Source organism: Microbacterium sp. ZXX196 (assembly GCF_009709595.1).
Classification (GTDB): Bacteria; Actinomycetota; Actinomycetes; order Actinomycetales; family Microbacteriaceae; genus Microbacterium; species Microbacterium excoecariae.
In genome coordinates, this window is record NZ_WMEE01000002.1 from 300927 (window position 1) to 314942 (window position 14016).

Here is a 14016-nt window from a genome sequence, read left to right on the forward strand (position 1 = left end):
GTGCCGTTCATCGACGAGGACGCAGTACCCGTCTGATCGTGGATTCGCTCACTCCGTACATCTCCATCAGCTCGCGTCGGGTCGCCCCGCTGGCGAACAGACGCCGAGCCTCGGCCTTCTGCTCCTCGCTCAGGGCTGCGCGCTTCGACTTGGCGGTGAGGTCGAACCCGGCGCGCCGGAGCGTGTCGCGGACGGTGTTGCGGCGCACGTTGTACCGCTTGGCAAGCTCATACGTGGATGCTCCGGCCTCATAGTCATCGATGATGAGCCTCACGACCGATCGATGCAGTGCGTTTTGCTGGGGGAGTGGCCGGTCATCCGCTTCCCGCGTCGAGCCTCGCGCAGTGGCCAGGAGTTCGGCCAGTTCCGCGGTTCTCCGCCCTTGTTGGCAGTAGTTTCGCAGCAGCCCGACAGATTGTCCGAAGAGGGCCGGGTTCTCCCGGCCCTCTTCGCGTGTCGGTGGGTCGTCCTAACGTGGGCGCATGGGCGGGATGCGGCGGTACTCGGATGACGAGCTGCGCGCTGCCATCGAGGCGTCGCGGTCGTGGCGCGGAGTGTTGCGCGAACTCGGTTCTGTGGCGACGTCGTCGGCGGCGATCCGCTCGGTGCGCCATCACGCCGATCGCCTCGAGCTCGACTATGCGCACTTCACGGGTGGTCGTCGGTGGACCGATGCCGCGCTCGGCGCCGCCGTTGCCGACGCAGGTGCGTGGGCGGAGGTCGCCGAGCGCGTGGGGGGCGTGAGGAACGAACTGATGACAGGTCGGGCGAAGCTGTCACGGGTCCCTTCCTCACGCCCCCCGCGTGTCACGCGTCCTGAATCCGCCTCATATCGATGCCCACCAGCGCGTCACAGCCAGCAGCGAGTCAGACGGACTGCGGACCCTGCGCGAACAGGATCCGCTCCAGCGCGCGGCGCGGCGACTCGCCCGCGCGCACCGCTTCCAGCCACGGCGTCCACCGCCGGGCGTTGAGCCGGAAGGTCCGCGGGCGGCGGTCGCCGTCCGTCGGCCACAGCTCGAACAGCGGCGCGTGACGGGTGACGTCGAGCGCGTCGATCCGGCTGCCGAGAAGCTCCGCGAGCAGGTAGTAGTCCGCGGGGGTGAAGCCCGCGGCGTGGAGGCTCCGGGCGGTGTCCTTCCAGAGTTGCGGCGCACGGGTGCCGCCGTTCGTCACGCCCGGCACGAGGCGGGCCATCGCGCTCACGCCGGGGAACCACGGCAGGTGGTCGGCCAGGTAGCGCGACCACAGCGGCCGGTCCGCGGCGGGGACGTCGCCCCACCCGTCGGCGGGGTGCAGCTCGTCGGCGGCGCCGGACTCGACAACGATCAGGGACATGGGAATCTCCATCCCGGAGCCCGCCGCGGCGGGCATCCATCGACTTGCCCGTCACGCGTGTGCGCCGGGCCCGTTCTTCCCCTGGGGCACCCCGCTCGATGGAGGGGGTTGCCGCGCAACCGGCCAGGTACCGACAGTTGCAACTCGTGAACGTGGGAACGAGCGTAGCGCATCCACGCGCCCGGCGAACGGGGGAGCGGATCCGCCCTCCTCCCGACCCGCGCAAGGGCTACCGTGAGGCAAGCGGGCGGACCCTGACGCCCCGGAAACGCTGGGAGGCGGCGGAGATGGCGAACAAGAGCACGAGCGGATTCAGCGCGGACGAGCGCGCCGCGATGAAGCAGCGCGCGGCGGAACTGCGCGCGGAGGAGAAGCGCGGCAAGACCCGCGCCGCCGGCCTCGCCGACGTGACGAAGGTGCTCGAGGAACTCCCGGAAGAGGACCGAGCGCTCGCCCAGCGCTTCCACGACCTGGTGACCGAGGTCGCGCCCGAGCTGGATCCCAAGACCTGGTACGGGTTCCCGGCCTACGCGACCGGCGGGAAGGTCGTCACGTTCTTCAAGCCCGCCTCGAAGTTCACGAGCCGATACGCCTCCATCGGGTTCGAGGAGGCGGCCCAGCTCGACGACGGCCCCCTCTGGGTGACCTCGTACGCGATCATCGCGTGGGACGACAGCGTCGAGAAGACCCTGCGGCAGGCGGTGCGCACGGCGGCGGGCGCGCGCGACTGATCGCGGCCCGGGCGCGTTGGCGTCGGTTGCGGCGACGCGTTCCCGCTAGCATCCAAAGGGACACGATGGGGGAGTGCCGATGGCCACACAGCCCGCCACCAATTTCTTTCGCGAATGGGAGCCGGAGCCGATCCAGACCTGGTCCGACTTCCAAGAGCAGGTCAACGAGCTGACTGGCCGATATCAGGACCAGCGCCTCCTCTGGCGCGGCGCCCGCAACGCGAACTGGGGCGTTGAGAGTTCCCTGTACCGCGCGCTTCGTGAAGTCCTGGGGCGGCCGCCGATCGAACAGGAGATGGTCGACGCGGAGAAAGAGATCCTCGACCGCGCGCGCACCGACTGGCGATTCGACGGAAAACCCGCACTCGAGATCTTCGCCGAGCTGCAGCACGTGGGCGGGCCCACCCGCTTGCTCGATGTCACGGAGAACCCGATGTTCGCGCTGTGGTTCGCGACCGAGCGACCGGTGATGTACGGGGCGCACGCCGAGAGCGAGTCGGACGGCCGCATCCTCGCGTTCGTCGCGCCCGACAAGAGCGATATTTCGCTCAATTCGAACTGGCACACCCGCGATCCACTGTGGCACACGCTCAGCGACGACGCGCACCGCGCGCAGAAGCGGTGGGGTACCGGCACCTGGCGGCGCTACTGGCGTCCGCCGGTCTACCACGCGCGCATCGCCGCGCAGGGCGCCGGGTTTTTGCTGGACGGTGTCCCGATCGACGCCGGACCCGACGGGCTGGGATTCGTCGCCCCGGGCGAGCGTTCGCGGTGGAGCGTCGAAGACATGCGCGAGTACAGCTCGATGGCGCTGAAGCTGACGCGTGCCCGCGACGGTCACCTGCCCGCGGATCGCGCGCCCGTCTTCACCTTCCGGGTCGCGCACCGTGCCAAGGAAGAGATCCGCGATCAGCTGGAGCGGCGGTATGGCATCCGCACGTCGACCATGTACCCGGACATGTACGGGCTTGCCGTGTGGCTCGGGAAGCGGCCCGAGAGTCTCGTGCGCTGAGCGACGAGCTCGGTCGTCTCGTTCGTGCGCGCGCGAAACGCCGAGTATTTAGGTTTACCTACCCTAAATAAGGCTTCGCTAAGTTCGTCGGAATCCCCGTCACCGACTGATTGGCTTTCGCCGTGCTTCGACGAACTTCCTTTGCCGTCCTCGCGGCCGCTTCCGCGGCCCTGCTTGCCTCCTGCGCCTCGACGTCCGGCGACGCGGCGGACCCCGCGGACGCCGACGAGGCCGTCACGCTCGAGCACCCGTCGCTCGACGGCGTCGCGATCGACTTCGACGCGCAGCCCGAGAGCATCGTCATGGACTGCTACGCATACAGCTCGCTGCATGAGTACGGCATCGAGCCCGTCGCCCTTTTCGGCTACGAGTGCGAGAACCCCTTCGTCATGGGCGATGCCGACATCTCCGATATCCCCCGGATCGGCGTCGACGGCGAGATTGACGTCGAGAAGCTCGCGGAGCTGCGCCCCGACGCGGTCGTCGGGCAGGGCGCGGCCGACGGCTGGTCGTGGTTCGACGAGGACGTGAACGCGCAGATCACGCGCGTCGCCCCGTTCGTGCCGCTGCCCGCGAGCGGCACGATCGACGACCGGATCGCCGACACCCGCGAGGTCGCCGCGTTCTTCGGTGCCGATGTCGCTTCCGACGCCATCGTGCAGTCCGACGCCGACCTGGCGGAGGCCAAGGAGGCCTTCCGCGAGGCGGCCACCGACAGCGGGCTGAACATCATGCTCACCAGCCCCACGAAGGAGATGCTGTACACCGGCGTCGGCTTCGCCCAGGCCGACCTGCTTGAGGAGCTCGGCGCGTCGATCGTCGGCCCCGACGCGCCCGCGACCGGCAACCCGTGGGGCCAGGTGGCGTGGGAGGACGCGTCCACTTACCCCGCCGACATCCTTCTCATCGAGGGCTATAACGACGACTTCGCCTTCACCGCCGACCTGTGGGAGGCGCTGCCCGCCGTGGAGGCCGACCAGCTCGGGGCGTGGAGCTCGAAGGGCGCCATGACCGCGACCACCTACGCGGCCTGGCTGAACGACGTGACCGAGCTCGTCTCGACGTCGACGAAGGTCGCCTGACCCCCGGATGAGCTCGCACCTCGCGGCAGCCGGATCCGCCCCGCACACCCCCGTGTCCGGGGCGGATCCGCGTCCGCTCTCCTCCCGGTCCGCCGCGGGACGGCGCTGGATCGGCCTCCTCCCGCTCGCGCTCCTGTGCCTCGCCGCGCTCGCCGCGAGCATGCTCGTCGGATCCCGGAGCGTGCCCCCGGCGGAGGTGCTCCACGCCGTCCTTTACCCCGACCCCGACGATGCGATCTCGCAGACCGTCTGGTTCTCGCGCGTACCCCGCACCGTGCTCATCCTCGTCGCGGGGGCCGCGCTCGGTGTCGCCGGTGCGCTCATGCAGGCCGTCACGCGCAACCCCATGACCGCCCCCGGCATCCTCGGCGTCAACGCGGGCGCCTCGCTCGCGGTCGTCGTGGGCCTGGCCTTCTTCGGCGTGCGCGACATCTCGCAGTACATGTGGTGGTCCTTCGCGGGAGCGATGCTCACCTCCGTGCTCGTGTTCGTGATCGGCAACACGGGCACCGCCCGTGGCAACCCCGTGCGTATGACGCTCTCGGGCGTCGCCCTCGGAGCCGTGCTCGGCGGGTTCTCCTCCGCCGTGCTCCTGACGCACTCGGAGATTCTCGAGCGCATGCGCGGGTGGTCGGCGGGCACCACCGCCTCCCAGCCGCTGGAGGCGACCCTCGCGATCGCGCGGTTCATCGTGGCGGGGCTCGTGATCGCGATGCTCAGCGCGCGCTCGCTCGACGTGCTCTCGCTCGGGGAGGCGTCCGCCGTGTCGATGGGGGCGCACCCGAACCGGATCCGGCTCGTCGTGCTCGTCGCGATCGCGCTGCTCGCGGGCGGCGCGACGGCCGCGGCCGGGCCGGTCGGGTTTCTCGGGCTGCTCGCCCCGCACGTCGCGCGCCTCGTCGTCGGGCCGCACCAGGGGTGGATCCTCGCCTACTCAGTCTTCATCGCCCCCGTCGTCATGGGCGTCGCCGACGTGCTCGGCCGCGTCCTCACCGCCGGCGAGGTGCCGGTGGGCGTCGTGACCGCGTTCATCGGCGCCCCGGTGCTGATTTTCATGGTGCGGCGATTCCGCGTCTCGGAGGTGTGAGGGCATATGACCAGCCTTGATCTCGGGCGGCGCGTGCTGCGCATCGGCCCGCGCTCGCGCCCCGTCCTTCTTGTCGACGCGCGTTCGGTCGCCCTCTGCGCTGGGCTCTGGGGCGCGATCGTCGTCCTCGGCGTCTTCGCCGTGTGCTCCGGGCCGGCGGCCATCACGCCGATGGAGGCGCTCGCCGCGCTCGCCGGCCGGGGGGACGAGTACACGTCCATGGTCGTGCTCGAGTGGCGCGCGCCGCGGATCCTCCTGGCGGTGTTGCTCGGAGCGTGCTTGGCGATAAGCGGCGCGATCTTCCAGAACCTCACCGGGAACCCCCTGGGCTCGCCCGACGTCATCGGCTTCCAGACGGGCTCCTACACGGGCGCGATCGTCGTGATGCTGATTCTCGGGGGCGGGTCGACCGCGACCATGGCGGGCGCGCTCGCCGGCGGCGTGACGACGGCATTCGTCGTGTTCTTCCTCTCCGCGAAGCGTGGCGCGGTCCGTGGGGTGCGCCTCATCATCGTCGGCATCGCCGTCAGCGCGATGCTCGCCTCGGTCAACGTGTGGATCCTGCTGACCGCGACGGTCGAGGACGCGATCATGGCGAGCCTCTGGGGCGCCGGGAACCTCTCGGGCGTCTCCTGGGCCACCTTCCTCGCGGCCCTCGGCGGGTCGGCGGTCTTCGTGGGGGGCGCGTTGGCCCTGAGCCGACCGATGCGGGTGATGCAGATCGGCACGCCGTTCGCCACGGCGCTCGGCCAGAACGTCCGCGCCATCCAGGTGGCGGCGATCGTCGTCGGCGTCGGGCTGACGGCCCTGGCCACCGCCACGGTCGGCCCCATCTCCTTCATCGCGCTCGCCGCGCCGCAGATCGCTCGGCGGCTGGCCCGGTCGGACGGACTCGCGCTCGGCCCCACCGCCGCGGTCGGATCCCTGCTCCTGTTGCTCGCCGACGTGATCGCGCAGCGTATCCACCCCGATTCCCCCCTGCCCGTCGGCATCGTCACGGTGTCGATCGGCGGGCTGTACTTCCTATGGCTTCTCCTGCGAGAGGGAAAGAGACGATGACCCGACTGACCGTCGACGGCGCCGCGCTCGGATACGCCGACACGCTCGTATGCGCCGAGGTGTCTGTGGAGGTCCCCGACGGGGCCTTCACCGTGATCGTGGGCCCGAACGCGTGCGGCAAGTCGACGCTGCTCAAGAGCCTCACACGGCTCCTGCCGCCGAGCCGCGGAACGGTGCTCCTCGACGGCAGGAGCCTCCACGACCTGCCCACCAAGCACGTCGCGCGCGAGGTTGGCCTGCTCCCGCAGGGCCCGGTCGCCCCCGAGGGGATTCGTGTCGTGGACCTCGTCACCCGCGGCCGGTACCCCCACCAGCGGCTCTTCGCGCCCTGGTCGCCGGAGGACGAGGCCGCCGTCACGGAGGCGATGGACGCCACCGGCATCCGGCACCTGTCCGGCCGCATGGTCGACGAGCTCTCGGGCGGACAGCGCCAACGCGTCTGGATGGCGGTCGCGTTGGCGCAGCAGACCCCGATCCTGCTCCTCGACGAGCCGACGACGTATCTCGACGTCAGCCACCAGATCGAGCTGCTCGAGCTGTGTCGCTCTCTCAACCGCACGCAGGGCCACACCCTCGTGGCGGTCCTCCACGACCTGAATCAGGCCGCGCGTTACGCCGACCACATCATCGCGATGAAGGATGGGGAGGTCGTGGCGACGGGGGCGCCGGACGCCGTGATCACCGAGGCGCTCGTGGCCGATGTCTTCGGGCTCGACGCGCGGGTGATTCCCGATCCGGAATCCGCGAGCCCGCTCGTTGTCCCGCGCTGGTCGCATCGCTGACGCGCGCGACGGGGCGCCGTCATGGCCAGCGTGACGGATCCTGCGTAAACCACACACTCTCGGTACGTGTCTTGACAGGCCCTTCCGCGCGGTGGGCGCCCGGGGACAGGCTGGATGCAGGTCGAAAGGAGACCCACCATGACCGACGCAGATTTCGACAGCCTCTTCCCGCTCGGCGAGAAGAACGACGCGTTCGCCTCGTACTTCATCGGGCAGAGCTACCTGGCCCCGCTGGCGGACCTCGGCATGTTCGTCGCGAACGTGACGTTCGAGCCCGGCTGCCGCAACAACTGGCACATCCACGCGGCCGAGTCCGGCGGCGGCCAGATCCTGCTGTCCGTCGCGGGCAGCGGCTGGTTCCAGGCCGAGGGTGAGGAGCCCGTCAGCCTCGAGCCCGGATCCGTCGTCCAGATCCCCGCCGGCCAGAAGCACTGGCACGGCGCGAAGGCCGACTCCTGGTTCAGCCACGTCGCCATCAGCGTCCCGGGGGAGGGCACGGACAACGTCTGGCTCGAGCCCGTCGAGGACGAGTACTACACGACGCTTCCTACCGCGAAGGAGATCCACGCATGATCACGAACGAGACCTACACCCTCACGAACGGCGTGACGATCCCGAAGCTCGGGCTCGGCACGTGGTTCATCGATGACGATCAGGCCGCGCAGGCCGTGCGCGACGCGGTCGCGGCGGGCTACCGCAACATCGACACCGCCCAGGCGTACGGAAACGAGCGCGGCGTCGGCGAGGGAGTCCGCACGGCGGACGTCCCGCGCGAGGAGATCTTCGTCTCGACGAAGCTCGCGGCAGAAATCAAGGACTATGACGGCGCGGTCGCCGCGATCGACGCCTCGCTCGAGACGATGGGCCTCGAGTACATCGACCTCATGCTCATCCACAGCCCGCAGCCCTGGGACGACTTCCGCGGCGGCGACTACGCCGAGGGAAACCGTGCCGCCTGGCGCGCGCTCGAGGAGGCGCTCGCAGCCGGCAAGCTGCGCGCGATCGGCGTCTCGAACTTTCAGCAGGCCGACATCGAGGCCCTGCTCGAGGGGGCGAGCGTCACGCCGCACGTCAACCAGCTGCTCGTGCACGTCGGCAACACGCCCGCGGACCTCATCGCCTTCTGCGAGCGCGCGGGGATTCGCGTCGAGGCGTACTCGCCGATGGCCCACGGCGAGATGATGAAGAATCCCGAGGTCACGGCGATGGCGGAGCGGTATGGCGTCAGCGTGCCGCAGCTGTGCATCCGGTACACGCTGGAGCTCGGCACGGTCTCGCTGCCGAAGACCGCGAACCCCGACCACATGCGCGACAACGCGCAGGTCGACTTCTCGATCAGCGCGGAGGATCTTGAGACGCTGCGCGGCCTCGAGCACAAGGAGTACGGCGAGTTCTCCTTCTTCCCCGTGTACAGCGGGAAGTAGCCCCGTGACCGGCGACGCATCCGCGTTCGAGCGCATCGGGCGACGCGGCGAGCTGCGCGTATCGAGCCTTCGCGCCGACGGCACACACAGCCGCTTCGTGCCGATCTGGTCGGTGATGGTGGACGGTCGACTGTTCGTCCGCTCCTACATGGGCACCGAGGGGCGCTGGTATCGCGGGGCGATGGCCCGGCGTGCCGGGCGCGTCTCGTCCGGTCCGGACACGATCGACGTGGCCTTCGCGCCCGCCCCGGCGGACCTCGCCGACCGCATCGACGGCGCGTACCGCGAGAAGTATGCCGGCAGCGCCTATCTGGCCCCGATGCTCAGTGCGGACGCGCGCGCGTCCGCACTCGAGCTGACGGCGCGCGACGCATAGGTCGGGCGGGCCCGGAACGCCAGCGGCCCCGGACTCCTTCAGGAGTCCGGGGCCGCTGGCCCGTCGGTGCTCAGGCCTCCGCGTCGTCGGAGGCGAGCGCCTCCTTCGCGACGCCCATCGCCGAGAAGGCCTGCGGCCATCCGGCGTAGAACGCGAGGTGAGTGATCGCCTCGACGACCTCGTCCTGGGTCAGGCCGTTCGATACGCCGAACGGGATGTGGAACCCGAGCTGCTCGGCCTTTCCCATCGCCGTGAGCGCCGCGATCGTGATGAGGCTGCGGTCGCGGGCCGACAGCTCCTCGCGCGCACACACCTCGTCGAACACCACCTTCTCCGTATAGTGCGCGAGCGCGGGGGCGAAGTCGCCGAATGCCTTCTGCCCGCCGGTCCAGCCGGTCGCCTGGTTCTCTGTCATGGTCACGTCTCCTTCTCGGTGGGGCGCCGGGTCGTGGGGGAGCGGCCCGGCTTCGTCCAGGGCGGCTCGTCGGCACGCCTCTTGTCCCATCCGAGCACGGGGCGCGCATCGACGCGATGCCCCCGCTTTCCGCGTACTGGCAGTACCTGGTTCGCGGGCGCGCCGCGCCGTAGCGTGGACGCATGGATCACCGGACCGAAGTTCGCGAGTTCCTCACCGCCCGCCGCGCCGGGCTGAAGCCGGAGGACGTCGGCCTGCCGCGCTTCGGTGGACGCCGGCACGTGAAGGGGCTGCGCCGCGAGGAGGTCGCGATGCTCGCGGGCGTCTCGACTGAGTACTACGCCCGGCTCGAGCGCGGCGATATCGCCGGCGCCTCCACGCAGGTCCTCGAAGCGCTCGCGGACGCCTTGCGCCTCGACGAGACCGAGCGCGACCACCTCGCGAACCTCGCCCAGTCCGCCTCCGCCCGTCCCCGCGCGCGCCGGCCCTCGCCGCCGTCCGGTGCCCTCCGCCCGGGCGTGCGGGCCGCGCTCGACGCGATCACGGGCGCGCCAGCCTTCGTGCGCAACGGCGCGCTCGACGTCCTCGGCGCCAACGAGCTGGGCCGCGCGTTCTATGCGCCGATGTTTGCGCGCAGCGCGACGCCGAACCTCGCGACGTTCACCGTCTTCGACCCCGCGGCCCAGGCGTTCTATCCCGACTGGATCCGCGCCGTCGACAACACCGTCGCGATCCTCCGGCACGAGGCGGGGCGGAACCCGTTCGACAAGCGCATCACCGAGGTGATCGGGGAGCTCTCGACGCGCAGCGAGGTCTTCCGCGACCGGTGGGCCAACGCGATCGTGCACCGCCACGACGCGGGGTACAAGGTCGCCGTCCACCCTGTCGTGGGGGAGATCTCGCTGCACCTCGTGGGGACGGAGATGATCGCGGATCCGGGCCTGTCGCTCATGATCTACTCGGCCGAGGCAGGTAGCGCCGCCGAGGAGAAGCTCCGATTGCTCGCCGCCTGGTCCGCCACCGCGGCGTCCGAGCGGGCGGGCGAGGGCGCGACAGCGGACCGCTGAGCGCGGACCTACCGATATCGAGGCGCGCCCATAATCGCGAGGGTTCGATAGTCTCCCCCTATGGTCCGGGAGGGGATGCGCGCGGGGCGCGGAATCACGTTGCAGCAGCTGCGGTACTTCGTGGAGGTCGCCGTCGAGGGGTCGATCAGCGCCGCCGCCGACCTGATGTACGTCTCGCAGCCGACGATGTCGGCGGCCCTCAAGGACCTCGAGGCGCGCACGGGGTGCACCCTGTTCACCCGGTCCGCCCGCGGCGTCACGCTGACGGAGGACGGATCCGAGTTCCTCGGCTACGCGCGCCAGGTGATCGAGCAGGCGGAGCTCCTCGAGCAGCGCTACCTCGGGCGCCCGCCCTCGAAGCGTCTGCTCGCCGTCTCGGCGCAGCACTATTCGTTCGTCGTGGACGCGTTCGTGCGCATGGTGAAGGCGACGGATGCCGACGAATACTCCTTCGCGCTGCGCGAGACGCGCACGTGGGACATCATCGAGGACGTCCGGACCCTCCGAAGCGAGCTCGGCGTCCTGTATCGCAACGACTTCAACCGGAACGTGATCGACAAGCTGCTGCGCGACTCGGGGCTCGCGTTCACGCCGCTGTTCCGCGCTACGCCGCACATCTTCATCGCGCGCACGAACCCGTTGGCCGAGCGCGAGCGCGTCACGCTCGACGACCTCGCGGACGCGCCGCGGCTGACCTTCGACCAGGGGGCGAACAACTCCTTCTACTTCGCGGAGGAGATCCTCTCGACGCGGTCCGCCTCCCGCGACATCCGCGTCAGCGACCGCGCGACGATCTTCAACCTCATGATCGGGCTCGGCGGATACACGATCTCGACGGGCATCATCTCGGATGACCTGGATCCGTCCATCGTCGCCGTTCCGCTCGAGGTCGACGAGCGCATCGAGATCGGGTGGATCGGCCAGTCGTCGATTGCGCTGACGTCCCAGGCGCAGCGTTTCGTCGCGGAAATGCGCGAGGTCGTCGCCGAGTTCGGGGTCGAACTCCTGGCATAGGCTTAGGCTTTGGCCGCGCATTGTGGGAGCGTATGGGGCTATATCTGCGACCCGTGCCTACACTGATCCAGCCGCGCACACCGCGCGCCGGCTGGCGGATCCTCGCCGGCCCCCGACCCCACGAGGCACGGATCATCATGACGAACGCATGCGACTTCCGCATCAGCACGACGCGGTTCGACGAGGACTACACCCCGTCGGCCACCTCGCGCACGACGACGAACTTCGCGAACCTCGCCCGAGGCGAGAACCGCCGCGAGAACCTCGGGACCGCGATGTCGATGATCGACGGTCGTTTCAACGAGCTCGTGCACTGGGACAACCCGCGGCGCGACCGCTACACGGTGGAGCTCGACATCGTCTCCGTCGACCTCGAGATCGCGGCCGCCGACGCGGCCTTCCCCGTGATCGAGGTCCTCGACGTGCACGTCGTCGACCGGGAGAGCGGCGCGCGCCACTCCGGCATCGTCGGCAACAACTTCTCCTCGTATATTCGCGACTACGACTTCAGCGTGCGCTTGCCGGAGCACACGGCGTCGGGATCCGGGATCCCGGAGGACTTCGGCCAGCTGCACGGTCGCGTCTTCGAGCGCTTCCTCGAGTCCGAGGCGTACCGCGCGCGGTACGCCCTCCCGCCCGTGATCTGCATCAGCGTGTCGACATCGCGCACGTACACGCGCCTGACGAACGAGCACCCGATCCTCGGCGTCGAGTACCAGCAGGACGACTACTCGCTCACCGACCGGTACTTCGCCCAGATGGGCCTGAAGGTGCGCTACTTCATGCCCCCGGGATCCGTCGCGCCGCTCGCGTTCTATCACCGCGGCGACCTGCTCGGCGACCACACCCCGATCGCGTTGGCGGCCACCGTCGCGACGATGGAGACGTTCCAGAAGATCTACCGCCCCGAGATCTACAACGCGAACACGACCGCGGCTGACGTCTTCCGCCCGAGCCTCGAGCGCCGCGACTTCTCGCCGACGCGCGTCGAGTACGACCGCGAGGAGCGTAGCCGCCTCGGCGTCACGCAGGGGCACTTCACGAACGAGCACCTCATGACCCCGTACGGCGACCTCCTCGAGGAGTGGACCGCCCCGAGCCCCGTGCTGTCCGCATGACGACCCCCGGATCCGCCATGACCGCGCCCCTCCTGCCCACCACGCTCGTGGGAAGCCTCCCGAAGCCCAGCTGGCTCTCCGAGCCCGAGAAGCTCTGGTCGCCCTGGCGCCTCGAGGGCGAGAACCTCCGCACGGGGCAGCTCGACGCGCAGGCGCTCGCCGCCGACGCGCAGCGCCGCGCCGGGGTCGACGTCATCAGCGACGGCGAGCAGACCCGGCAGCACTTCGTCACGACCTTCATCGAGCACCTCGACGGCGTCGACTTCAACCGCCGCGAGACGGTGCGGATCCGGGATCGCTACGACGCCAGCGTGCCGACCGTGGTGGGCCCCGTGAGCCTCGACGGATCCGTGTTCGCGGAGGACGCGAAGCGCCTCCGCGCGCTGACGGATCAGCCGATCAAGTGGGCACTTCCCGGGCCCATGACGATGATCGACACGCTCTACGACGCGCACTACGGCAGTCGGCAGGAGCTCGCCGGGGAGTTCGCGCGGATCCTCAACCAGGAGGCCCGGGCGCTTGAGGCGGCGGGCGTGGACATCATCCAGTTCGACGAGCCGGCCTTCAACGTCTTCTTCGACGACGTGCGCGAGTGGGGCGTGGCCGCGCTCGAGCGCGCCGCCGAGGGCCTTCGCTGCGAGACCGTCGTGCACATCTGCTATGGCTACGGCATCAAGGCGAACACCGACTGGAAGGCGACCCTCGGATCCGAGTGGCGCCAGTACGAGGAGTTCTTCCCCCTGCTGCAGGCGTCGAGCATCGACATCGTCTCGCTCGAGTCGCGCGGCTCGCACGTGCCCGTGTCGCTCATCGAGCTCCTGCGCGGCAAGAAGGTCATGGTGGGGGCGATCGACGTCGCGACCGACGAGATCGAGACGCCGGAGGAGGTGGCCGAGACGCTCCGCGCCGCCCTCGCGCACGTGGATCCGGACAAGCTCCTCCCGAGCACCAACTGCGGCATGGCGCCCCTCGCGCGGGACGTTGCCGAGCGCAAGATGGCCGCGCTCGCCGCGGGCGCCGCGATCGTGCGCGCCGAGCTGGAGGGCTGAGCGGGGCGAATCCGGGCTCGCGATATCTATCGAAAGTCGATATCTATACATCGACGGACGAAAGGTGAGCCACGGGAAATGCACCGATCGTGGCGCTTAAGGCGGTGATCGCGCTCGCCCTGGCCGGCTCGGTGGCCGTGCAGGCCGTGGTCCTGCCGCTGGCGTGGCTGGATGCCGCCGGATCCGGCGCCGCGCCGTGGCAGGCGGCGCTTCTCATCGGGATCCTGGGGTGCGGGATCCTCACGATGCGGGTGTTCGCCGTGTGCGTCTGGCGGTTACTCACACTCGTGCGCCGCGAGGCCGTGTTCTCGGAGGGCGCCTTCCGGTACGTCGGCGCGTTCGTGGCCGCCGCCGCGCTGGCGGCGGCGCTCGGCGTCCTGCTCCGCCCCGGGCGCCGTCACCGCCGCGCCGCTCCCCCCCCCCCCCCCGCGCGCCTCAGTTGAGGGCGCCGAGGGGGTGAGC

17 protein-coding genes and 1 riboswitch are annotated in these 14016 nt (G+C 70.1%); of the genes, 14 read left to right on the top strand and 3 right to left on the bottom strand.

Translation table 11 applies throughout. The features are described 5' to 3' along the window. Positions 1–7: 7 nt before the first annotated feature. Together GJQ66_RS03055 and GJQ66_RS03060 are read right to left on the bottom strand one after the other, a co-directional pair. The gene (locus tag GJQ66_RS03055; protein WP_196215788.1) at positions 8–274 is read right to left on the bottom strand and encodes a helix-turn-helix domain-containing protein; all 267 of its coding nucleotides are present in this window, start codon (positions 272–274) and stop codon (positions 8–10) included. 593 nt (positions 275–867) lie between these two features. Beyond that, complete coding sequence (locus GJQ66_RS03060; RefSeq protein ID WP_155047843.1) at positions 868–1338, bottom strand: hypothetical protein; 471 nt, start codon at positions 1336–1338, stop codon at positions 868–870. A 35-nt stretch (positions 1339–1373) separates the two neighbouring features. Then, positions 1374–1490, bottom strand: a riboswitch (SAM riboswitch). Between the two features lie 135 nt (positions 1491–1625). Here GJQ66_RS03060 and GJQ66_RS03065 point away from each other — a divergent pair. From GJQ66_RS03065 to GJQ66_RS03105, 9 genes are all read left to right on the top strand, one after another. Continuing rightward, complete coding sequence (locus tag GJQ66_RS03065) at positions 1626–2069, top strand: DUF1801 domain-containing protein (RefSeq protein ID WP_155047844.1); 444 nt, start codon at positions 1626–1628, stop codon at positions 2067–2069. A 79-nt stretch (positions 2070–2148) separates the two neighbouring features. Further along, complete coding sequence (locus tag GJQ66_RS03070; protein ID WP_155047845.1) at positions 2149–3081, top strand: FRG domain-containing protein; 933 nt, start codon at positions 2149–2151, stop codon at positions 3079–3081. Positions 3082–3203: 122 nt separating this feature from the next. Then, complete coding sequence (locus GJQ66_RS03075; protein ID WP_368732600.1) at positions 3204–4163, top strand: ABC transporter substrate-binding protein; 960 nt, start codon at positions 3204–3206, stop codon at positions 4161–4163. A gap of 7 nt (positions 4164–4170) precedes the next feature. Beyond that, complete coding sequence (locus tag GJQ66_RS03080) at positions 4171–5250, top strand: iron chelate uptake ABC transporter family permease subunit (RefSeq protein WP_155047847.1); 1080 nt, start codon at positions 4171–4173, stop codon at positions 5248–5250. A gap of 6 nt (positions 5251–5256) precedes the next feature. After that, the gene (locus GJQ66_RS03085) at positions 5257–6309 is read left to right on the top strand and encodes an iron chelate uptake ABC transporter family permease subunit (protein WP_155047848.1); all 1053 of its coding nucleotides are present in this window, start codon (positions 5257–5259) and stop codon (positions 6307–6309) included. Further along, complete coding sequence (locus GJQ66_RS03090) at positions 6306–7091, top strand: ABC transporter ATP-binding protein (RefSeq protein WP_155047849.1); 786 nt, start codon at positions 6306–6308, stop codon at positions 7089–7091. Before GJQ66_RS03085 ends, GJQ66_RS03090 begins: the two co-directional genes overlap by 4 nt. 138 nt (positions 7092–7229) lie before the next feature. After that, positions 7230–7664: a cupin domain-containing protein gene (locus tag GJQ66_RS03095; protein WP_155047850.1), complete on the top strand. Its 435-nt coding sequence runs from the start codon at positions 7230–7232 to the stop codon at positions 7662–7664. Continuing rightward, complete coding sequence (locus tag GJQ66_RS03100; protein WP_155047851.1) at positions 7661–8515, top strand: aldo/keto reductase; 855 nt, start codon at positions 7661–7663, stop codon at positions 8513–8515. Before GJQ66_RS03095 ends, GJQ66_RS03100 begins: the two co-directional genes overlap by 4 nt. 4 nt (positions 8516–8519) lie before the next feature. Then, positions 8520–8891, top strand: a complete 372-nt coding sequence (locus GJQ66_RS03105) for a DUF2255 family protein (protein ID WP_368732601.1) — start codon at positions 8520–8522, stop codon at positions 8889–8891. A 70-nt stretch (positions 8892–8961) separates the two neighbouring features. On the opposite strand, the gene GJQ66_RS03110 is transcribed toward GJQ66_RS03105, so the two are convergent. Further along, on the bottom strand, positions 8962–9306 hold the full coding sequence (locus GJQ66_RS03110; RefSeq protein ID WP_155047853.1) for a carboxymuconolactone decarboxylase family protein: 345 nt from the start codon (positions 9304–9306) through the stop codon (positions 8962–8964). A 182-nt stretch (positions 9307–9488) separates the two neighbouring features. Between GJQ66_RS03110 and GJQ66_RS03115 the strand changes: the two genes are divergently transcribed. From GJQ66_RS03115 to GJQ66_RS03135, 5 genes are all read left to right on the top strand, one after another. Then, positions 9489–10373: a helix-turn-helix transcriptional regulator gene (locus GJQ66_RS03115; RefSeq protein WP_155047854.1), complete on the top strand. Its 885-nt coding sequence runs from the start codon at positions 9489–9491 to the stop codon at positions 10371–10373. Positions 10374–10433: 60 nt separating this feature from the next. Beyond that, complete coding sequence (locus GJQ66_RS03120) at positions 10434–11387, top strand: LysR family transcriptional regulator (RefSeq protein WP_155047855.1); 954 nt, start codon at positions 10434–10436, stop codon at positions 11385–11387. Between the two features lie 137 nt (positions 11388–11524). Then, positions 11525–12505, top strand: coding sequence for a putative oxygenase MesX (locus tag GJQ66_RS03125; RefSeq protein ID WP_155047856.1), 981 nt, complete (start codon positions 11525–11527; stop codon positions 12503–12505). Positions 12506–12522: 17 nt separating this feature from the next. Beyond that, positions 12523–13554 carry a methionine synthase gene (locus GJQ66_RS03130; RefSeq protein ID WP_155047931.1) on the top strand — a complete coding sequence of 344 codons (1032 nt, stop codon included), beginning with the start codon at positions 12523–12525 and terminating at the stop codon, positions 13552–13554. A gap of 89 nt (positions 13555–13643) precedes the next feature. Beyond that, positions 13644–13997: a DUF2975 domain-containing protein gene (locus GJQ66_RS03135; RefSeq protein WP_155047857.1), complete on the top strand. Its 354-nt coding sequence runs from the start codon at positions 13644–13646 to the stop codon at positions 13995–13997. Positions 13998–14016: the final 19 nt, after the last annotated feature.

Coding starts and splice junctions, on each gene's coding strand:
- GJQ66_RS03060 (WP_155047843.1), bottom strand. CDS start 1,338: ATGTCCCTGATCGTTGTCGAGTCCGGCGCCGCCGACGAGCTGCACCCC.
- GJQ66_RS03065 (WP_155047844.1), top strand. CDS start 1,626: ATGGCGAACAAGAGCACGAGCGGATTCAGCGCGGACGAGCGCGCCGCG.
- GJQ66_RS03070 (WP_155047845.1), top strand. CDS start 2,149: ATGGCCACACAGCCCGCCACCAATTTCTTTCGCGAATGGGAGCCGGAG.
- GJQ66_RS03080 (WP_155047847.1), top strand. CDS start 4,171: ATGAGCTCGCACCTCGCGGCAGCCGGATCCGCCCCGCACACCCCCGTG.
- GJQ66_RS03085 (WP_155047848.1), top strand. CDS start 5,257: ATGACCAGCCTTGATCTCGGGCGGCGCGTGCTGCGCATCGGCCCGCGC.
- GJQ66_RS03090 (WP_155047849.1), top strand. CDS start 6,306: ATGACCCGACTGACCGTCGACGGCGCCGCGCTCGGATACGCCGACACG.
- GJQ66_RS03095 (WP_155047850.1), top strand. CDS start 7,230: ATGACCGACGCAGATTTCGACAGCCTCTTCCCGCTCGGCGAGAAGAAC.
- GJQ66_RS03100 (WP_155047851.1), top strand. CDS start 7,661: ATGATCACGAACGAGACCTACACCCTCACGAACGGCGTGACGATCCCG.
- GJQ66_RS03110 (WP_155047853.1), bottom strand. CDS start 9,306: ATGACAGAGAACCAGGCGACCGGCTGGACCGGCGGGCAGAAGGCATTC.
- GJQ66_RS03115 (WP_155047854.1), top strand. CDS start 9,489: ATGGATCACCGGACCGAAGTTCGCGAGTTCCTCACCGCCCGCCGCGCC.
- GJQ66_RS03120 (WP_155047855.1), top strand. CDS start 10,434: ATGGTCCGGGAGGGGATGCGCGCGGGGCGCGGAATCACGTTGCAGCAG.
- GJQ66_RS03125 (WP_155047856.1), top strand. CDS start 11,525: ATGACGAACGCATGCGACTTCCGCATCAGCACGACGCGGTTCGACGAG.
- GJQ66_RS03130 (WP_155047931.1), top strand. CDS start 12,523: ATGACCGCGCCCCTCCTGCCCACCACGCTCGTGGGAAGCCTCCCGAAG.